19 protein-coding genes and 4 tRNA genes are annotated in these 20,179 nt (G+C 42.5%); 8 read left to right on the top strand and 15 right to left on the bottom strand.

Going from position 1 to position 20,179, the window contains the following annotated elements; translation table 11 throughout:
* Positions 1-24 precede the first annotated feature (24 nt).
* Together PGQ33_RS12120 and PGQ33_RS12115 are read left to right on the top strand one after the other, a co-directional pair.
* Positions 25-858, top strand: a complete 834-nt coding sequence (locus PGQ33_RS12120; RefSeq protein ID WP_173822866.1) for a rolling circle replication-associated protein — start codon at positions 25-27, stop codon at positions 856-858.
* Positions 851-2,107 carry a tyrosine-type recombinase/integrase gene (locus PGQ33_RS12115; RefSeq protein WP_173822868.1) on the top strand — a complete coding sequence of 419 codons (1,257 nt, stop codon included), beginning with the start codon at positions 851-853 and terminating at the stop codon, positions 2,105-2,107. Before PGQ33_RS12120 ends, PGQ33_RS12115 begins: the two co-directional genes overlap by 8 nt.
* An 83-nt stretch (positions 2,108-2,190) precedes the next feature.
* Here PGQ33_RS12115 and PGQ33_RS12110 read toward each other — a convergent pair.
* The 5 genes from PGQ33_RS12110 to PGQ33_RS12090 all read right to left on the bottom strand — a co-directional run bounded on the left by PGQ33_RS12110 (position 2,191) and on the right by PGQ33_RS12090 (position 5,330).
* Positions 2,191-2,276 (bottom strand) — tRNA-Leu (locus tag PGQ33_RS12110).
* 68 nt (positions 2,277-2,344) lie between these two features.
* A tRNA-Tyr gene (locus PGQ33_RS12105) sits at positions 2,345-2,426 on the bottom strand.
* Between the two features lie 90 nt (positions 2,427-2,516).
* Positions 2,517-3,443: a C39 family peptidase gene (locus PGQ33_RS12100; RefSeq protein ID WP_173826160.1), complete on the bottom strand. Its 927-nt coding sequence runs from the start codon at positions 3,441-3,443 to the stop codon at positions 2,517-2,519.
* A 394-nt stretch (positions 3,444-3,837) separates the two neighbouring features.
* On the bottom strand, positions 3,838-4,593 hold the full coding sequence (locus PGQ33_RS12095) for a tRNA threonylcarbamoyladenosine dehydratase (RefSeq protein ID WP_008371088.1): 756 nt from the start codon (positions 4,591-4,593) through the stop codon (positions 3,838-3,840).
* A 74-nt stretch (positions 4,594-4,667) separates the two neighbouring features.
* Entirely contained in the window at positions 4,668-5,330 is a 663-nt protein-coding gene (locus tag PGQ33_RS12090) for a 4'-phosphopantetheinyl transferase family protein (protein WP_118219320.1), read from the bottom strand.
* Between the two features lie 235 nt (positions 5,331-5,565).
* Between PGQ33_RS12090 and asnB the strand changes: the two genes are divergently transcribed.
* From asnB to PGQ33_RS12075, 3 genes are all read left to right on the top strand, one after another.
* A complete protein-coding gene (asnB, locus tag PGQ33_RS12085; protein WP_022221050.1) occupies positions 5,566-7,401 on the top strand; it encodes an asparagine synthase (glutamine-hydrolyzing) in 1,836 nt (611 codons plus the stop codon).
* Between the two features lie 362 nt (positions 7,402-7,763).
* Positions 7,764-8,045: a type II toxin-antitoxin system RelB/DinJ family antitoxin gene (locus tag PGQ33_RS12080; RefSeq protein ID WP_055155989.1), complete on the top strand. Its 282-nt coding sequence runs from the start codon at positions 7,764-7,766 to the stop codon at positions 8,043-8,045.
* Positions 8,042-8,326 (top strand): type II toxin-antitoxin system YafQ family toxin, encoded by a 285-nt coding sequence (locus PGQ33_RS12075; protein ID WP_118219318.1) that lies wholly within the window; start codon positions 8,042-8,044, stop codon positions 8,324-8,326. Before PGQ33_RS12080 ends, PGQ33_RS12075 begins: the two co-directional genes overlap by 4 nt.
* A gap of 74 nt (positions 8,327-8,400) precedes the next feature.
* Here the strand turns inward: PGQ33_RS12075 and PGQ33_RS12070 are convergent, their stop codons facing one another.
* The gene (locus PGQ33_RS12070; RefSeq protein WP_270205812.1) at positions 8,401-9,345 is read right to left on the bottom strand and encodes an AEC family transporter; all 945 of its coding nucleotides are present in this window, start codon (positions 9,343-9,345) and stop codon (positions 8,401-8,403) included.
* Between the two features lie 137 nt (positions 9,346-9,482).
* On the opposite strand from PGQ33_RS12070, the gene PGQ33_RS12065 reads away from it, so the two are divergent.
* Positions 9,483-9,557: transfer RNA gene (locus PGQ33_RS12065), tRNA-Pro, on the top strand.
* A 114-nt stretch (positions 9,558-9,671) separates the two neighbouring features.
* Here PGQ33_RS12065 and PGQ33_RS12060 read toward each other — a convergent pair.
* Entirely contained in the window at positions 9,672-10,244 is a 573-nt protein-coding gene (locus PGQ33_RS12060) for an HD domain-containing protein (protein WP_181988901.1), read from the bottom strand.
* Positions 10,245-10,387: 143 nt separating this feature from the next.
* Positions 10,388-11,620, bottom strand: a complete 1,233-nt coding sequence (locus PGQ33_RS12055) for a replication initiation protein (protein ID WP_117558134.1) — start codon at positions 11,618-11,620, stop codon at positions 10,388-10,390.
* An 822-nt stretch (positions 11,621-12,442) separates the two neighbouring features.
* On the opposite strand from PGQ33_RS12055, the gene PGQ33_RS12050 reads away from it, so the two are divergent.
* Together PGQ33_RS12050 and PGQ33_RS12045 are read left to right on the top strand one after the other, a co-directional pair.
* Positions 12,443-13,810 carry a sodium-dependent transporter gene (locus PGQ33_RS12050; protein ID WP_118218722.1) on the top strand — a complete coding sequence of 456 codons (1,368 nt, stop codon included), beginning with the start codon at positions 12,443-12,445 and terminating at the stop codon, positions 13,808-13,810.
* 216 nt (positions 13,811-14,026) lie between these two features.
* A tRNA-Lys gene (locus PGQ33_RS12045) sits at positions 14,027-14,099 on the top strand.
* Positions 14,100-14,286: 187 nt separating this feature from the next.
* Here PGQ33_RS12045 and PGQ33_RS12040 read toward each other — a convergent pair.
* From PGQ33_RS12040 to PGQ33_RS12010, 7 genes are all read right to left on the bottom strand, one after another.
* Complete coding sequence (locus PGQ33_RS12040; protein ID WP_008371107.1) at positions 14,287-14,901, bottom strand: adaptor protein MecA; 615 nt, start codon at positions 14,899-14,901, stop codon at positions 14,287-14,289.
* Between the two features lie 121 nt (positions 14,902-15,022).
* A complete protein-coding gene (locus tag PGQ33_RS12035) occupies positions 15,023-15,640 on the bottom strand; it encodes a V-type ATP synthase subunit D (RefSeq protein ID WP_008371109.1) in 618 nt (205 codons plus the stop codon).
* Positions 15,641-15,652: 12 nt separating this feature from the next.
* Positions 15,653-17,026, bottom strand: coding sequence for a V-type ATP synthase subunit B (locus PGQ33_RS12030; RefSeq protein ID WP_008371111.1), 1,374 nt, complete (start codon positions 17,024-17,026; stop codon positions 15,653-15,655).
* A 14-nt stretch (positions 17,027-17,040) separates the two neighbouring features.
* Entirely contained in the window at positions 17,041-18,810 is a 1,770-nt protein-coding gene (locus PGQ33_RS12025; protein WP_270205811.1) for a V-type ATP synthase subunit A, read from the bottom strand.
* Positions 18,803-19,393 carry a V-type ATP synthase subunit E gene (locus PGQ33_RS12020; protein WP_117558124.1) on the bottom strand — a complete coding sequence of 197 codons (591 nt, stop codon included), beginning with the start codon at positions 19,391-19,393 and terminating at the stop codon, positions 18,803-18,805. The genes PGQ33_RS12025 and PGQ33_RS12020 overlap by 8 nt, the downstream gene beginning before the upstream one ends.
* A 25-nt stretch (positions 19,394-19,418) precedes the next feature.
* Complete coding sequence (locus PGQ33_RS12015) at positions 19,419-19,727, bottom strand: V-type ATP synthase subunit F (RefSeq protein WP_008371119.1); 309 nt, start codon at positions 19,725-19,727, stop codon at positions 19,419-19,421.
* Positions 19,728-19,729: 2 nt separating this feature from the next.
* A complete protein-coding gene (locus tag PGQ33_RS12010; RefSeq protein WP_008371120.1) occupies positions 19,730-20,164 on the bottom strand; it encodes an ATP synthase subunit C in 435 nt (144 codons plus the stop codon).
* Positions 20,165-20,179 lie beyond the last annotated feature (15 nt).

The raw sequence follows: 20,179 nt of genomic DNA, 5'->3' as shown, positions 1-20,179 counted from the left end.
AAATTGGGATATGAGGTGATATTCGTGAGCAAAACAAAAGAGTGTTTTGCATACAATACGAAAATCATTGAAACTCCTACTACAAAAGAAGTATATATTTACGAAAACCCTATTTTTATTCACTCGAAAGAAAAGGCAGATTTAACAGACATAAGTAACCGAAAAAAATTTGATGAAATGTCAGCTCATAAGCAATATGACAGTTTAAAACGCAAGCAGAAGCATTACGAACAGGCTCGTTGGGATATTGCCCGTATTGTTGACTGCAACTTTGATAACAGAACAAAATTTGTAACACTGACATTTAAAGAAAACATTCAGGAAATCCTGATAACCAACAGAGAATTTAAGTATTTTATCCAGCGATTAAATTATTATTTGTATCATACCAAAACCCAGTTATTAAAATACCTTGCAACGTGGGAGAAACAGAAGCGTGGAGCAATCCATTATCATGTTATTTTCTTTGATTTTCCGTATATAGCAAAAGAAAAATTACAGAATTTATGGTCACATGGATTTATTAAAATCAATCGCATTGATGTAGACAGCAAAGAAAACAGAGGTCGTTATCTTAGCAAGTATTTTGGAAAAGACCTTGATTTGAAAGAACATAAGAAAAAAGCCTTTTTTAAATCTCAAAATCTGAAAGTTCCACACGAAACAAAAGTCATGCTGACCGAAGACATTTTACATGACTTACAAAAAGAAAATATCGTCTTTCAGAAAGAATACACAAGGCAAATTTACGATACCAACGCTTTCTTATCTACTGGTTCATGCTTAAAGGACAGCAGTGTTATCTACATCAAAATTAAAAAAGAAAATCCTTGCGTAAAGGGGGAATCTTATGGATAATCCCGTTACGTTTTCAGATATAACATTATTGAATACGTTAGCCACCTGTGCTAACATGACCACAGATGAAGTCTTCAAAGATTTTAAAATTATGGCAAATAAAAAAATCTTGAAGAATCACAAATATGAAATTTATTACTCGGAATCAGAAAAAAGCTGGCGTACTTATTTACCCGATGAAACCAAACCTAACAAACGCCGTCCTGTTAAGAGGAAGAGTAAAGAGAACCTTGAAAAAGAAATCATCAGATTTTATATCGAAAAGCAGAAAGCTGAAAACCGTCAGAATGTCACACTAGAAGAATTATATGCTGAATGGCTTTTGTATAAAAGAGATTATACTTCCGTAAAAGCAAAAACAATTCAAGAATATGTATCTGAATGGAATAGATTTTTCAAAGATACAGAACTTGTTAAAATGAAGATAGGCGAAATCAAACCAATCACGCTTATCCGCTTTTTCAGAGAAGCTACAAAAGACCGACAGTTCACGCACAAGCGAGTCAGTAATGCCCGTTCTGTTTTGAATGGAGTAATGAGTTATGCGATCGAAGAAGAAATTATATCACATAATCCTGTCTCTGATGTGAATTTCAAACAGTTTACCTATAAGCCAGTAGAAGTACAAAGTGACAATGTATTTTCTCGTGATGATACGCATAAGTTATTAAATTATCTTCGGTGTATCATAGAGCCATATTCTCTTGCAATACAGTTATCTTTCTATCTGTTTATCCGTGTTGGAGAAACAAAAGCTATCCGTTGGGAAGATATTGACTACAATAACAGGCTTGTATATCTTCACAGACAGGCGACCTGTGAACGTACATTGAATGATGATTTAACATTCTCAAGCCGAAAAGTAAAAGTAGTAAATCAAATGAAAGGAAATACTTCTCATGGATTCCGTAAACAGTTCCTTACAGACGAAGCACTTAAAATTCTTCACAAAGCAAAGGAATTAAATCCAAATGGAATATATGTCTTTGAACCCAACGGCGAGATTATGACAACAGACAGCTTTAATCGCCGTTTGAAGAAATATTGCAAAGAAGCCGGTGTTCCTTATCATTCCAGTCATAAAATCCGCTTTTACAATGCTTCAACAGCTTTTGACGGAAATAATCTTACAACCCTTAGTTATTTAATGGGGCATAGTGAGACAGCTACAACATTGCATTACTTGCGGAATGTCAATAAGAGGAAGAATGACAGGCTTGCTTTTCAGAATCTTGGTATTTCATCATAAAGTGTTCAAAGGTGTTCAAACTTTTTGAAGCAAAAAAATAAGAGAAACGCTGTAAATTCAACGTTTCTCCTACTTTTTACTAATGCCGCAGACCGGAATCGAACCGGTACGGGTATCACTACCCACGGGATTTTAAGTCCCGGGCGTCTGCCAGTTCCGCCACTGCGGCAAGAGATGCTCATACGGTTTTTGCGAAAAGCATACGCGCTCTGCACTGTCTTTTCAACCTCGCATCAATGGGCGGAGGTGGATTCGAACCACCGAAGCAAATTGCAGCAGATTTACAGTCTGTCCCCTTTGGCCACTCGGGAATCCACCCATTTTGTCTCTCGACAATATCTATTTATATCATAAATAAAAGAAAAGCGCAAGGGAATTTATCCAATTCTCCTGCACTTTTTCCAAATTTTTATACCCAGAATGACCACGCTGCATTCATCTGATTTATAATTGTATTCAGATCCCATTTCTTACGGCTGTTGATCTTACTGTTCGGATCATTGATTAGTACCTTGCCCTCCTCTGTCAGCCCGGAAAGGACGATAAAATGTCCCTGGTTTGTAAAATCACCCGGTCCCATACTGCAGATGATCGGATGTCCTGCCGAAAGCTCGGACTTGAGAGTGTCTTCTGACCAGTTTGTAAGCTGTGCAGAGTTTATTCCAAGTTCTGAAGCTCCTGCAGTCATAAGCGTCCAGTCTGTTCCGACTCCATCTACATAATATCCCATATTGACACTCATATCTGCCACATACTTCGGTGTAAATGAAGTATTGCCTGTAAGTCCTGTCGCCACCATGGAAAGACTGGTCGGTCCGCATCCACCCATTCCGATATTCTCGGAACCATAAGATGCATATCCCCATACTTCGCTCCATTGGAAATATACCGGAATATGGTTCTGGATTCTGTAATCTTTCAAATCTACCGCCTGAAGTCCCTGCGCACTGAGTTCTTCCTCTGATCGTGCTGACTGTTCCGGATAATCAATCACCCACTGCAGTGCTTCCTGATGATCAAACAGCCATGTCAGCAGATCATCGGAATACTTTTCTCTGTTCAGAATGATTTCCTTCGTCTCCGGGTTTTTCTTATATAATTCGCCCAGCTGGTCTTTATACTGGTCAGAATCCAGCACCTCCTGGATTTTCTCAGCTTCTATCTCTTCTGGTGTCTTTGTTTCTGTCTCTTCACTTGTCTCTGTCTTTGTCTTGGCAGAGGATGTCTTTTTTGCAGATTTCTTTGCATTTCCACTTCCACAAAGCATCAGGATCACAGCCAACACGATAATTCCTGCTGCTGCAAGAATGCCTGCTTTATATAGCTTTCTTTTCATCCTTCGTACTTCCCGCTTGCGCCTCGCTATTTTTTTCTGGCGCTGCTCCGCTCTTTTCCTATCTTCTCTCATCATATGTCTATGGTTCTTCCTTCCTTAAACGACATCTCGTTAATGTTTGTTCCTTTTTACGCATATTTCAGCCTTACTTTAACATATTTCTTCATGAGAAAACAGTCTTTTCCGACAAGTTTAGAATTTTTTAAGTTTAAAGCTCTGTATAATTACTCTCCAGAGTTACCTCTGTTTCCTGATCTCCGATACAGATCGTATAAGATTTTCCGGAAAATCTGTGAAAAAAAATGAAACAAAAAAACCAGGCATTTGCTGCAAGTTCTGACAGCAAATGCCTGGTTTTGATATGCGCCCCGCAGGGGCGCCCGCGATTTTATTTTTATTTTGCACAGAGGTCCTTCACTACTTCCCCTGCGATAATCAGTCCAACTACAGATGGCACAAATGCCACACTTCCCGGAATATCTCTTCTCTCCGTACATTTATGCTCTGCTCCTGGCGGACAGATACAATGGTTTCTGCAGCTGATTGCCATGTCCTCGATTGGTCTGGTCGGTTTCTCTTCTGAATAAACAACTTTCAACTTCTTAACATGACGCTTCTTTAACTCCCGGCGCATAACTTTTGCAAGCGGACACATCTGTGTCTTATAGATATCAGCCACTTTAAATGCACTTGCATCCAGCTTGTTTCCGGCTCCCATACTGCTAATGATCGGCACATTCATTGCCTGCGATTTCATGACAAGCTCAATCTTTGCAGTCACCGTATCAACTGCATCAACTACATAATCATACTCATCAAACGGAAATTCATCTGCATTTTCCGGAAGGAAGAAGCATTTGTGAATCCGCACATTCACGTCCGGATTGATTTCCAGCATTCTCTCCTTCATAACATCTACTTTGTATTTCCCTACCGTCTTTCTAGTTGCAATGATCTGACGGTTTAAATTGGTCAGACATACCTTGTCATCATCGATCAGGTCAAATGCCCCGATTCCGCTTCGTACCAGTGCCTCACATACATAACCGCCGACTCCGCCGATTCCAAATACGGCAACTCTTGAATTCTTCAGTTTATCCATCGCCTCTTTGCCAAGAAGCAGTTCTGTTCTCGAAAATTGTGTAAGCATCTTCTTCTCCTTCTTCTCTCATAAAATACCTGTAAACTCTTAACCAATCCACTTCTTGTTTCATTGGCTTATTTTCAATCTTTAAGTTCCACAATCATTTCTCTTTTGTAAATATCTGTCATATCCAAAATATTTTCGTCAAAATTCGGATTCGTTGAGCACACCGCAATCCTTGCTCCATCTGTCTGATATTCTTTTAAATAATAAGTTTCCCGGATTTCTTCCGGCTGCCTTAAAAAAACCGGATCTCCCTGCTTCGGAATCTGGATCTCGCTGGTATTCAATCCCATCACAAGACCTTTGCGCGTCGCTTTTAAAAAGCTTTCTTTTAAAACCCAGTAGCGGTAAAACATTTCCGTCCGCTCTGCTTCATCTGCATTCCGGATTCTCTCATATTCAGAAGAACAAAAATATTTTTCTGCCAGTCTTTCATGATAGTTCCGCATGCATTCGATGTCGCAGCCTACCCTCTCTCCGGATACGCCTGCGCTGCACAGAACATATTTCCCAGAATGTGATAAATTAAAGGACTGCCCTGCATCTTGCAGTATCTTGTGTCTCTCCTGTATCTTCATCCAAAGATACCATGCACCCACGCTTTGAGCCTGATCCTCCCTGTGCTTCAGCCGGTCTGCTTTTTCCTGTCTGAACGCCGGAACTTTTTCATAAATTTTTTGATAATTTTTCTCATTAAGCAGATCAGATATATCTGCCAAGAAAGTTTTTACCTTTTCCATTTCCCGGATTCCCCTTTTCTTTGCCGGCTTTTACACATTTATCCGCATTTTTCACTATATAACACCTGTAAAAAATATGCAAGGAATATCCTACTGATTTTATTGGATATTCCTTTCCGGTTTTTTATCCCTTGTTAATCTTATATAGACTATGGTATAATAAATAAATCTACAGGCAAAATTAAGTTACTATAATATTTTTAATATGTATCAATTCAGAAAGGATGTGCAATTTATGTGTGGATTTGCAGGCTATTATGGCGCCGGCGATTTTAATAGAGAAGAAGTCATCGACCAGATGGGTGAACGCATTGCCCACCGCGGACCTGACAGCAAGGGAAGCTTTGTTGATGACTATGTAGCCCTTGGCTTCCGCCGTCTGAGTATCATCGACCTTGAAGGCGGATCTCAGCCGATTCACAGTGCAGATGGCAAACATGTCATTATTTTCAACGGAGAGATTTACAACTATCAGGAAATCCGTAAAGAACTGATTGAGAAACACGGATGTCAGTTCCAGACAAACTCCGATACAGAAGTTATTCTTCAGGGATACAAAACCTATGGCGAAAAAATTGCTTCTATGCTCCGCGGAATGTTCGCATTTGTAATTTACGATAAAGAAACTCACAACTTATTCGGAGCAAGGGACTACTTCGGAATCAAACCATTCTACTATGCACAGATGAATGGAAGCCTTTTATTTGGTTCTGAGATTAAGTCCTTCCTGGCTCACCCACATTTCCATAAAGAGGTCAACAAAGATGCTCTCAAGATGTACCTGATTTTCCAGTACACCCCACTTCTTGAAACCATGTTCAAAGGTGTATTCAAACTGGAACCGGGAACATACTTCACTTATGATGGAAAAGAACTTAAGAAAACAAAATACTTCGATCCGACTTATGCAAAGAAAGACCGCAGCTTTGACGAGACAGTAAAACTCATCGGTGAGACAATTCAGGATTCTGTTGATTACCATCAGATTGCTGATGTAGAAGTAGGATCTTTCCTTTCAGGTGGTGTTGATTCAAGCTACATCGCATCTACTGTAAAACCGATGAAGACCTATTCCGTAGGATTTGAAGTCGGTGGATTCGATGAGACAACCTTCTCCAAGGATCTGTGCGATATCCTTCATATGAGCAATGCAAAGAAAGAAATCTCTTCTGACGAATTTTTCGATGCTCTGCCGGAGGTTCAGTATCATTCCGATGAACCACATGCCAACCTTTCCGCTGTACCGCTGTACTATCTGTCACAGCTCGCAGCCAAAGATGTAAAAGTAGTCTTAAGTGGAGAAGGCGCAGATGAGATGTTCGGTGGATACGAGACATATATCCCAAGCAAATCCGGTGATATGTACCGCAAGATCGTACCGGCATCTATCCGTAAAAAACTCGGAGACTGGGCAAAACACCAGCCAGACAAGAGAGGACTTAACTTCCTCAAGAGAAATGCAACTTCCGTAGAAGATTCCTACATCGGCCAGGCATTCATCATGGACAACGAAGAAGCAGATGAAGTACTCTCTCCTGCATATAAGAGCAAGATGCGCTACCAGGACGTAACCAAACCGTACTTCGACCAGGTAAAAGATCAGGACGACCTTCATAAAAAGCTCTTCCTCGATATGCATCTGTGGCTGCCACACGACATCCTGCTCAAAGCAGATAAGATGACAATGGCACACTCCCTCGAACTGCGTGTACCATACCTCGACAAAAAAGTCTGGGAACTCGCCCGCAGCATCGACAGCAAATACTGCGTAGACGGCATGGAAACCAAAAAAGCATTCCGTACCTCCGCCCTCTCCCACATCCCAATGGACTGGGCAAAACGTAAAAAACTCGGATTCCTCGTACCATTCAGAGTATGGCTCCGGGAAGATAAATACTATAATAAAGTAAAAGAAATGTTCCAGAAAGACTTCGTATCCGAATTCTTCAATCAGGAATTACTGCTGAAATGGCTGGAAGATCATAAGAATAAAGTTGGAAATTATCATAGAAAAATTTATACAGTATATTCATTCTTACTGTGGTATGAACAGTACTTTGTCCTCAGATAGAGCAGTGCCAAAATAAAAGAACACGCAAATTTCATGCTCGCATGAAAATTTGCGTGTTTTTTTATTTTGATAGAGCGATAGCTCGCACAGCGAATGAACCGCCAGGTTCACGAGCTGTGGTGCACTGCTCCTCCCCTAAATCATTCGACCAACAAACCCCTCTTACCTACAACACACATCCATCCAAGGGGAACAGCGCCAGCGCCTTCCCCGCCCCTGGCACCATCCTCTCAAGCGAACAGCGCCAGCGCCTTCGCGCCCCTCTAACAGCAACTCATATATAATGTATTTTTTTGTGCAATATATTGATATTTTCGTGCATTTGCCATATAATATCTATATCATAAAAAGAGGTGATTACTATGGCAAAATCAACAACAAGTAATATCAGCATTCGTATGGACAGCGATCTCAAAGCTGCAGCCGAAGCTCTTTACGAAGAACTCGGTATGAATCTCAGCACAGCTTTCAATATTTTTGTCCGCCAGTCTCTCCGCGAAAGAGGAATTCCTTTCAAAATTACAGAAGGAACTCCAAGTAAAGAAACCGTCTCTGCTATGCTTGAGGCAGAAAGGATTGCAAAAGATCCTAACATCAAAGGATATCATGATGTTAATGAACTTTTTGCAGATCTTGATTCATGACAAAATATGAAATCAAAAATACCACTCAATTTAAAAAAGATTACAAACTTGCAAAACGACGCGGTCTTAATTTAGAACTTCTAAAAGAAATCGTCACCAAACTTGCAAACGGCGAGAGCCTGGATCCTAAACACAAAGATCATCCATTATCCGGCAATTGGGTTGGACACCGAGAATGCCACATCTTACCAGATTGGCTGCTCATCTATCGCTACGATGATGATGTCCTTGTCCTCACTCTTACTCGAACCGGCAGTCACAGCGACTTATTTAATCTTTAAAAAATAGAAGCAACTAGTCAATGGTGTGCTACCACAATTCCCATTTTAACTAGCTGCTTCTATTTTTATTCTTCTTACACCAACCCAAATGACCTCAACACATCCAGCCACATCGTAAGCGTAAACGCACTCAATAACGTCGTCATCATAATCACTCCGGAACTAAGCGTCCCCTCATGTCCCATATTCCTTGCCATAACAAAACAGCTGACCGTCGTAGCAGATCCAAGCATCACCAGAATCGCAATCAACTCTTCATTCCTAAATCCAAGAACTGCTGCTACCGGCAAAAAAACCGCACAAAATCCAACCAGCTTCATAAACACTGCCACAATTGTCGGCTTCATTTTCGATGTCGCTTTCCTCAACTCAAATGTCGCTCCCATCGACATCAGACCCATCGGCGTTGCAGTCGCCCCGACATTGGATACAACCTTATGTAAAATTGTCGGCATCGGAAGCTTAAGTGCAGACCAGACAAATCCCGCCACAATTCCAATAATGATCGGATTCGTTGCAATCCCCTTCAGCGTTTTCTTTACCAGCACCTTATCAAAAGAATTATTCCCCGGTTTAAACACTGAAAGCACCACAACCGCCATAATATTATAAAGCGGCACACTGCCGATGATCATAAGCGGTGCCATTCCCGCAGTTCCGTAAATATTCTGGATAAAAGCAATTCCAAGAAGCGCCGCACTGCTCCGGTAAGTCGCCTGTATAAATTCGCCTTTAATGCTCCGGTCTTTCCACAGCAGTGAAATCAAAGTTGATATCGTAATACTGATCGCCGTCACCATAAAACAAAAAAGAATAAACTTAATATCCCATACTTCCGAAAAATCCACGGTCGCCAGCTGTTCAAACAGCAACACCGGAAGCGGAACCAAAAATACAAACTTGTTCATCTTTGCCGCAAAGACTTCATCCATCCACCCCAGTTTTCTGAATAACATTCCAAGTAACATCATCAAAAAGATCGGAATCGTTGCATTCAAACTGAAAATTAAATTTTCCATAATCGTTCCTCATCCTACTCATTTATATTTGCATATCGTTATTTTGAACTCTTTCCAGAAACCTGTCAACAGCATTTTCTCACATCAAAAGAATGATTGAGATTTAAAACAATTTATACTATAATGAAATAACACTTCGGGGTATGGCTCAGCTTGGTCAGAGCGCACGGCTGGGGGCCGTGAGGTCGCAGGTTCGAATCCTGTTACCCCGATTTATAATTAAATTTTTACTTATCATATATAAAAAATAAGCCGGGACATTCGCCCCGGCTCAGCATGAATATGCAGTATTACATTTCCAATGCAACTATTATGAAAATTTTTTATTAGTCTTTCTGTTTGCTTTCTTCAATCTTCCGCTTGGAATCTTTCCTCACTTCATCCCGAAGCCTTTGGATATATTCCGTAAACTTACATTCTTCATTCCCATATGTCATCTGAAGATCATACTCCAACGGAATCCATGTCGAGATATCCGCCTCATTATGCTGGATCAGCGCCTCCAGCTTATCCAGTGATTTATAAAGCCTCGCCTCCTGTGTCTCCATCGCTTCCATCTCTTCAAATAATGCCTTCCATTCTGCACGGACCGGTTCCGGAAGTATATCCGTCAGCTGCTCCACCTTTTTATTCTCAACCTTTCGGTCCTTATCCGTCTTTTCAAATGCCGGAATATCTCCGGTGATCGCCTCACCCATATCATGGATCAGACACATTTTTATCACCTTATCCATATCCAGCTCCGGAAATTCATCCCCAACCAGCATTGCCATAAACGCCAGCCGCCAACTGTGCTCTGCCACACTCTCCAACCTGCCACTTGAAGTATACGAATGTCTGGTGTTACATTTCAGTTGTTCCGCTGTCTTTAAAAAATCCAGCAATCTTCTTATTTCCATAATTTTCTTCCGTTCCTCCATAATTTAATTTTCCATCATAAAATAAAACAATCGAGTAGGCTGACTCCTACTCGATTCGTATACTTTATCCACTTAACTTGTGTACCATTTAGGTAATAATTCTACTTTTCGCAGAAAATACCCTACTCTTTTTTCACTTTCTCGCGCTCTTCTATGTATTCCTGGTAAAGATCCAGCGTCATCTGCGCTTCTTCCAGCGTCTTTCCTTTGAACTTGGATACTTTTTCGTTCTCATACCACTTTTCTTCGATACATTTTCTGAGCCATCCGACCAGATTATTGATGTATGCCTGCTCCTGTGACAGCTTGAAAGCTTTCCGGATCACATCCGGCTGGTTATCGGATACCTGAAGCAGCACCTTGATCTCCTGGATTGTGATCGGTTCATTTCCAAAAATATCGGCAACTTCTAAAATCAGTTTTTCATTAACCGGAGTTTTCTTTGCAGCCAGTACATTTGGCGCAATCTCTTCGCCCTCTTCTTCTCCGGATGGCATACGCTGAAGGTCTGAATGATGGATACACTTCGGATTCTTCTTCACAAAGAAACGGATTCCTGTAACCTTTCCACCCTTCCCGCTCTTAACCGGCTCATAATCAAAGCAGATCTCGGAATACTCGGATTCTTCCAGCTCTTTTTTCGCAACTTCAAGTACTTTTCTACGGAAATTCCGCCAGTCTTCAAACGGTGCATCCTTAATCTCTGCAAGCGCTTCTTCAAAACGTCCCTGCTCAACAAGACGTTTTACTGCTTTAGATGCATTTGCATCAACTACATTCAGTGTAAATTTAAGCTCTGCGATCGTGTATGGATTCTTCGGCGGTCTCGGTACGATCAGCTGGTCACACTGTTCCCTGTCAAAACGATAATACTGGGTTCTCAGGATTTCGTAAACACGGGTTGTAAACAGGGATTTAAAAGAGCACAATACATCAAGACTCATACGGGTATAGTCTTTTTTCAGGTTATAGATATGAGGTTTCATCTCTTTAGTAAATCTGGTCGTAAACACGCCATCTCTATATTCACATTTATTCACTACATTGAACATGATGAAGTTCTCTTTTTCATCGTCCTCGATACTTACTACATGTCCCAATGTCTCTTTTGATACTTCTTTCAGACGGGAATAGATGGAGTTTCCTGTTATATGAAGATAATTCTTAACATCCTTGGTGGAAACCTTTGCGATCAGCTCACCGTCTTCTACATATGCTTTTGCGATTGCAATATTAAGAAGCTTTCTTTCAAATAATGATGTACTGGATTTACTTTCGATCAGCACATTGGACCGGGAGACCGTATCACGATCCAGCAATTGTTTCTCTTTTGGTTTTTTCTGTGTTTCCTTCATCGCTCATACCCCTTAATTGTTTTCTTCTGTATTATTGTGTACTTTTGAGGTGTATTAAAATCCCCTCTACACCCCATATAATCCCTTATTGTGTACCATTCGGGGTAACCAACCCCTTTATATTGGGGATTTGTGTACCAAAAAGGAACACCCTCCCCTAAAAAGTACCCCATAAAATGGGGTTTCTGCCTTTTTTTACGTTTTGTGTACGTTTAAGGTGTGTATTGTTCTTTTCGTGTACCATTAAGGTACCTTTTTTGATAAAAATTGTGTACCAAAACGGTACGTCTAGGTTGATTATATACAAGAACCCCCCTCTTGTAAAGCCTTTTTTTAAATTTTTTCGACACTTGTGTACAGAAAAGGTAAAATTGCCAACCCTTCAAGTACACTGCGTAACCCCGCAAAGTAAACAACAACCCCCATATATGTACACCTCTTTGCCCTCTGAAGTAAACAACCTCCCCCGTTTCCGTACACAAAATATTCCCCGAAATGCGTCAACCACGGGCTTTTTCAGCCCTCCTAATATAAACAAAGGAACTTTAATAAGCTGTTGTTATCTTTAATATATATATACATGCAAATTTTTACCCCAAAAGGTACACATCTGGCGATTTTGTGTACTAAAAAGGGGAAAATTAAAATTATCAAGTGGTTTCGCCAATGAAAATATAAACAATCATAGACAATTTCCCAGTAATTCAGTATAATTCCTCTGTGGATATTCTGGAAAAAAGTTGTCCACAAGCTTGTCGAAAAATGGGGATAAGTATCATTTTGGCAAGTTATCCACAATTTAATAGAATGAGAGGATTTTTTATGCAACGAGAAAAATTTTCTTCAAGACTCGGATTCATCCTTATTTCTGCAGGATGTGCAATCGGTCTTGGTAATGTCTGGCGTTTTCCTTATATTGTAGGAAAATATGGTGGAGCAGCATTTGTTCTTATTTACCTTGCATTTTTACTGATTCTTGGACTTCCGATCATGGTAATGGAATTTTCTGTCGGAAGAGCCAGTAAAGTAAGTGCGGCGCTTTCCTTTGACCGTCTGGAGCCAAAAGGAACGAAATGGCATTGGTATAAGTATGGAGCTATGGCCGGAAACTATCTGCTGATGATGTTCTACACAACAATTGCAGGCTGGATGGTCCAGTATTTCATCAAGATGATGACTGGTGAATTTGAGGGAAAGGATACTGCCGCTGTTGCAGGTGTGTTTTCCGATATGCTTGCAAAACCCGGAACAATGACTTTCTTTATGATCATTGTTGTTGTTGGATGTTTTGCAATTTGTGGAATGGGGCTTCAAAATGGAGTGGAAAAGATCACAAAGGTTATGATGCTGCTTCTGCTTGCACTGATGTTGATCCTTGCAGTACGTTCTGTAACGCTTGATGGGGCTTCTGAGGGGCTTCACTTCTATCTGGCACCGGATTTCCACAAAGTCGTGGAATATGGCTTATTTGACACGATTTTTGCCGCTATGGGACAGGCTTTCTTCACATTAAGCCTTGGAATCGGCGCAATTGCTATTTTCGGAAGCTATATCGACAAATCCCGCAGTCTTACAGGAGAAGCAGTCCTGGTAACACTTCTGGATACCTTTGTTGCTTTGATCGCGGGTCTGATCATTTTCCCGTCATGCTTCGCATATGGGGTGGATCCGGGAGAAGGCCCGAGCCTGATCTTTATCACACTTCCGAATGTATTTAATTCCATGGCAGGCGGAAGAATCTGGGGAGCCTTATTCTTCTTATTTATGATTTTTGCTGCGGCATCGACCGTAATCGCCGTTTTTGAGAACATTTTATCCTTTGCCATTGATTTGACCGGATGCAGCCGGAAAAAGGCTGTAATCGTCAATATCGTGGTTGTGGCGGTACTTTCCATGCCTTGTGTTCTCGGATTTAATGTATGGAGTGGATTTATGCCGTTCGGAAAAGGTTCCGGAGTACTGGATCTGGAAGATTTCCTGGTAAGTAACAACCTGCTTCCACTTGGAAGTCTGATCTATCTTCTGTTCTGTACAAGCCGTTATGGATGGGGATGGAAGAACTTCCTGAAAGAAGCGGATACCGGAGAAGGATTGAAATTCCCGAAATGGGCGAAATTTTATGTAAGCTATATCCTGCCGCTGATTGTATTATTTATCTTTGTACAGGGATATATCAGTAAATTTATGTAGGATAAGAAAAAAACCACCCTAAAAGGTACACAAAAAAAGATCATGTGTTCGAATTTCGGACGGTACACATGATCTTTTTTATATGTGCCTTGGCACATTCTTTGTCAGCAAAAAAATCTATTTAAAAAAATTTTAAAATTTATGAAAAAAAAGCTTGCATTTTTTATAGCTGTCTTATATAATAAATCTTGCGTTACGGAAAACCGAATAATGTATGCGCTTTTAGCTCAGTTGGTAGAGCAGTAGACTCTTAATCTATTTGTCCAGGGTTCGAATCCCTGAAGGCGCAGTATCAGCACTGTTTTTGATGAATTAGCATCGGGGACGGTGCTCTTTTTTTAGAATCTGTTTCTACAGATGGAGACATATGTAAAAGTAATCGTTTATTTCATTTGTGGAAAGTTACTGGATATGTGGAAAAATAAAGGAAAATCTATTTCGTGTACTAAAAAGGGGACTATTTCAGTCCCCTTCTACTACATCTTGCATAAAATATTGATTGCATCCTTGTTCAGGAGGCATTTTTCATGTTCATTCAGATAAGCTTCAGAAATTGCATCTTTTTCGACCATGCCACCGAATTCACCGGCGGATACGATGCGCTGAGCCTTTTTATTGCCGTCTTCTGTATTCGGGAAGTCTACCATCAGGTAGTAGACACCGTCATCTTTATACAGACGGCTTTCTGATGCCTGGCCGTATCCAAGGATTTTGCAGAAGTCGATTGCATTATCCAGACTTGGAAAGAGAATCTGCCAGCGAACGGTCTCTTTCTCACTGCTGTCAGGCTCAATCAGCATACCGGAAGCTTCAGAACCATCTTTTTGGATGGATTCCAGAGAATTCTCAGCCTGGCAGGAGATCGACAGCATCAGGCTCCGGTCAGGAAGAAATGCACCGTAAAATCCCTGGATTCCATTGTCTGTGTTAAGCCCAAGGACTTCTTTCCCTTTCTTGAGAAGAAGATTCAAAAATTCTTCGGTACGCTCCCTGTCCTGTGTCAGATCTTCCAGTGAGTAGCCAAGTGCGGCAATCTCTGCTTCTGTGATAAGGCAGTTCATTCTGGTGTCGGATACTTTCCAAAAAGTCATATGCTCACCCCCTGATTTGTAAAATCTATTGCTTTTGTAATCTTATTTGTTCTATAAGTTATATAACAAAACGGGTGTAGTGTCAATATATTTTCTATATTTTATGATTTTTTCAGAAATATTATTTGTTTTTCATTCGTTTGATCACTTTCAGTCGGGTAAATTCTTCCCGTTCCTTCTCTTCCAGTGCATTTGTAATCGTATATACGAGATTGTCATACATCGGAATCGTAATATTTTTCAGGGCATTTGCCCTTTTCTGTGTCTTTTTGATACTTGAAGCCAGCCGGTACGCTGCATTTTCTACCTCAGAAAGCTTGAGTGTCAGCTCTTTAACACGGCAGAATGCATCACGGGCGATATCGATGGATTCTCTGGAAGTACTGAATGCATAGGTTGGTCTGGTATTTTCTTTTTCGTACTTCACTTTCGGGATTTCTGTTCCCATAATGCTTCGCGTCTGGATGCGGATAGAATCCTCGATCGGAACTGTATAGGCAAGTTCTTCTACTGTACTGATCCCGTGCTCGATATTCGCCCTCTGAAGGCACTGATAGGCATAGGTGAAGGTTTTATCGATTTCTTCCTGAATATCCTTTGCTTCGTCGATTAAGCCCATCAGCTCGCGGATCAGAATGTTCCGCTTCTTGTCCATCAGCTCATATCCCTGTCTGGCAAGTGTCAGTGAATTTTTCGCAAGTATCAGATTTCCCTTGGTGGGAAATGAACGTGGATCCATAGACTTCCCTCCTTAGCCTTTGTAGTATACGTCAAGAATCTTGGTATCGACACGGTCAAGTTCTTCTTTTGGAAGGATTCTAAGCAGTTCCCAGCCAAGATCCAGGGTTTCCTCGATGGTACGGTTTTCATTCGGTCCCTGGCCGATATAACGCTCCTCGAATGCCTTTCCGAATTCCAGGTATTTCTTGTCAATCGGAGAAAGCTCATCTTCTCCGATAACGGAAGCAAGATTCCGAGCCTCTCCTACTTTAGCATATGCAGAGAAAAGCTGGTTTGCCAGGTCCTGGTGGTCTTCCCGGGTATATCCTTTTCCGATACCGTCTTTCATCAGACGGGACAGGGACGGAAGAACGCTGATCGGCGGGTAGATTGCCTGTCCGTGAAGATTCCGGTCAAGTACGATCTGTCCTTCGGTGATATAACCGGTCAGGTCAGGGATCGGGTGGGTAATGTCATCATTTGGCATGGTCAGGATCGGGAGCTGTGTGACAGAACCATTTACTCCTTCTACGATTCCTGCACGTTCATATAAGGTGGCAAGTTCACTGTACAGATATCCCGGATATCCTTTACGGCTTGGGATTTCTCCTTTGGAAGAAGAAACCTCACGCATGGCTTCGGCAAAGGAAGTCATATCGGTAAGAATGACCAGAATGTGCATATTTTTTTCAAATGCAAGGTATTCAGCGGCGGTCAGCGCAACCTTCGGGGTGATCAGACGCTCGACGACAGGATCGTTGGCAAGGTTCAGGAACATTGCCACATGGTTTGCAACACCGCTCTCCTCAAAGGTTCTGCGGAAGAAATCAGCTACGTCATGCTTGACACCCATTGCGGCGAATACGATGGCGAAATCCTCATTCGTGCTGCCGCCCAGAGAAGCCTGCTTTACGATCTGTGCGGCAAGCTGGTCGTGCGGAAGACCGTTGCCGGAAAAGATCGGCAGCTTCTGTCCACGGATCAGTGTGGTCAGTCCGTCAATCGCAGAAATTCCGGTGCGGATATAGTTACGAGGGTATTCACGTCTGACCGGATTTAACGGAAGTCCGTTGACATCGCGCACCTCTTCAACCGTGATCGGTCCAAGGTCGTCGATCGGTTCGCCGATTCCGTTAAAGGTTCTTCCAAGCATTTCTTCGGACAGACCGATTTCCATCGGATGTCCGGTAAGTCTGGTGTGGGTATTGTTAAGAGACATATTTTCCGTGCCTTCAAATACCTGGATGATTGCTTTGTCCTTGTAGACCTCCACAATACGTCCCATTTTGTGTTCTTTGCCGTTTACGACAAAATCTACGATTTCATCATAAAAAGCATCCTGAACGCCTTCCAGCGCGATCAGAGGGCCGTTAATGCTGCTGAGGCCTAAATATTCAATTGCCATTTTGTTTTCCCTCCTTACGCGTTCTTTTCCATGATGCGGTCATGGAAAGCATCAATGTCTGCCAGATACTGGTCAAGAAGCTGAAGATTGTCATTTGGAACATTGTATTTGATCGCAATGACACGTTCAAAAATATTTTCCTCCTTGAGGACAGACATTGGCATATTCATGGCTACCAGTTCGCGGCAGCGTTTGTATAAATATAAAATGATTTCCATCATTTTGTACTGCTTCTGCAGAGAGACACAGGTATCATCCTTGTGAAATGCATTCTGCTGCAAAAATCCGAGACGGATGACTCTTGCAATTTCCAGAACCAGTTTCTGATCGTCCGGAAGTACATCACTTCCGATCAGCTTTACGATTTCCATCAGGCTGCTCTCCTGGTTCAGAAGTGCCATGATGCGGTTGCGGTAGTCAACGAATTTGGGTGATACATTGTCGTGGTACCAGGCGGCGAGATCGGTCAGATACTCGCTGTAGCTGGTCAGCCAGTGGATCGCCGGAAAATGTCTTGCGTAGGCAAGGCTCTTGTCCAGACCCCAGAAGCAGCGGACGAAACGTTTGGTGTTCTGTGTGACCGGCTCGGAGAAATCGCCTCCCTGAGGCGATACGGCGCCGATAATGGTCACGGATCCGTCACTGCCATTTAAGTTATGCATCATGCCTGCGCGCTCGTAGAAAGCAGACAGACGGCTGGCAAGGTAAGCCGGGAAACCTTCTTCTGCCGGCATCTCTTCCAGACGGCCGGAAAGCTCACGTAAGGCTTCTGCCCAGCGGGAAGTAGAGTCGGCCATGATCGCTACGTCATAGCCCATGTCACGGTAATATTCAGCCAGGGTAAGTCCGGTATAAATACTTGCTTCACGGGCAGCTACCGGCATGTTGGAGGTATTGGCGATCAGAGTGGTTCTGTCCATCAGAGGATTGCCGCTCTTTGGGTCCACAAGTTCTGAAAACTCTTCCAGCACCTGTGTCATTTCATTTCCACGCTCGCCACAGCCGATGTAGATGATGATATCGGCGTCAGACCATTTGGCGATCTGGTGCTGGGTCATGGTTTTTCCGGTACCGAATCCGCCTGGGATTGCTGCAGTTCCACCCTTTGCGATCGGGAACATGGTATCCAGGATACGCTGTCCGGTGATCAGAGGGACACTTGCCGGGAAACGGTAGCTTGTCGGGCGCGCCTTGCGGATCGGCCAGTGCTGTATCATGTTGAGCTGTTTTTCTGTTCCGTCGGAAAGCCGCAGAGTGACAAGTGTATCTTCGATTCGGTATTCTCCGTCCGACGCGCAGCAGATTACTTCACCTTCCACATCCGGCGGAACCATACATTTGTGTACGATCGCACTGGTCTCCGGAACCTCCGCTATAATATCTCCGCCATGAAGATAATCTCCTTTGGCCACGGTGACGTGGGTATCCCATAATTTGTCGCGGTCAAGCGAATCAACGCTGACGCCGCGGGTGATAAATGCACCGCCGCCTACATTTGCGATCTGCTCAAGCGGGCGTTCGATTCCGTCAAAAATATTGTTCAGGATTCCAGGTGCCAGAGTTACAGATACCGGGCTTCCGGAAGCCTCCACGATTTCTCCCGGTTTCAGCCCGGAAGTTTCTTCATAGACCTGAACAGTCGTGATGTCTTTGTCCAGGGAAATGACTTCGCCAACCAGCTTTTCCTTTCCCACATAGACCATTTCCGACATCATGAATCCGGTGTCACCCTTCAGATAGATGACCGGACCGTTTATTCCATAAATAGTTGCTGTCTTATTCAATTCCTGCACCTCCTGCTGCAAAACTGAACTGATGATATTCGTGATCGACTGCAGCCTGGAAGCTGTGATCGATCAGAATATTACGGCCTCGGATTACAGCACGCATACCGCCCATAAAATCATATTCACTGATGGTGATCGTCATGCCGGTACGTTTTTCCAGTTCTGTCTGTTTCTCCTTATCAGAAGGAGAAATATAAATGGTCATCTCCTCGCCATCTGCAAAGCGTGCGGCTTCGCGGATTTTGCTGCAGAGATAGTCCAGATATTCGTCTGTTTTTGTAAAGTCAGAAAGAAGTTCCTTTACTTCATCAAACAGCCTGACTTTTAATTCATTTTGTGTTTTGCCAAGAGCACGTTTCAGTTCGGTTTCGGCTTTTGCCGCAGCTTGATTTACCTGTCTTCTGGCTCTTAAGGTTTCGGATTTGATACGGACCTCAGACTGTGCGGTCGCTTCTTTTTTATGCTTTTCAAATAAAGATTCAAGCGCTTTTTTGTGATTGTCAATGATCGCATTTCCTTCAGAACGGGCTTCAGTCATGACCGTTTCCTGTAAATGCGCTATTTTCTCTTCAAGCGTCATTGTCTCACCTTCTATGCCTTTCTAGTTAAAGTTTCAGTCCAATCGCTTCATTGACGTATGAGGTAATGAAATCCTTTTTACGTCCTGTTCCGTGTCTGTCCGGAATTTCGATCAGAAGAGGCATCTTTCTTTTTAACTTGATCTCATCGATGAGATCCGGAAATTCTCTTCCAAAGCGTTCCGTCAGAAGAATGATACCGATCGACTTGTCGTTCATGGCAGTTTCCAGCGCATCACGCAGCTCCTGCTTTTCATGAACTACGACACCGTCCACGCCGGCAAGCCGCATTCCGGTATAAGTATCCACGTTGTCACTGATCAGATACATTTTCATGATTACAGTCGGCTGATGATCATGAAGGAGATGATAAGACCGTACAGGCATACACCTTCTGCAAGACCTACGAAGATAAGGGATTTACCAAGGACGCTGGAATCCTCGCTGATAGCTCCAAGAGCTGCGCTTGCTGCACTTGCTACGGCAATACCGCCACCGATGCAGGAAAGACCGGTAACAAGAGCTGCTGCAATGTAACCAAGACCGGTTGCAAGGCCTGCGCCTGAGGCAGCGGCGTCTGCCGCATGTACCGGTACACTTCCAAAGAGCATGATCCCTGCTACAAGGAAGGTTCCAAAGTAAGAAAGAACATTGAAGGCAAGTGCACATTTATAACGTCCTTTATTTTTTTCTCCGAGCAGGTAATATCCGAATGGAATGAAAATGCTTAAAACCAGTGCGGCAATGAGAATAAGTTTAGTTGCTAAAGTCATGATAATTTCCTCCTA

The sequence above is a fragment of the Coprococcus sp. AM100_B19A genome, from assembly GCF_027662015.1.
GTDB lineage: Bacteria > Bacillota > Clostridia > Lachnospirales > Lachnospiraceae > Allocoprococcus > Allocoprococcus comes.
Note: the sequence above shows the minus strand (reverse complement) of the source record. Positions and strands in the feature narration are given on the sequence as shown.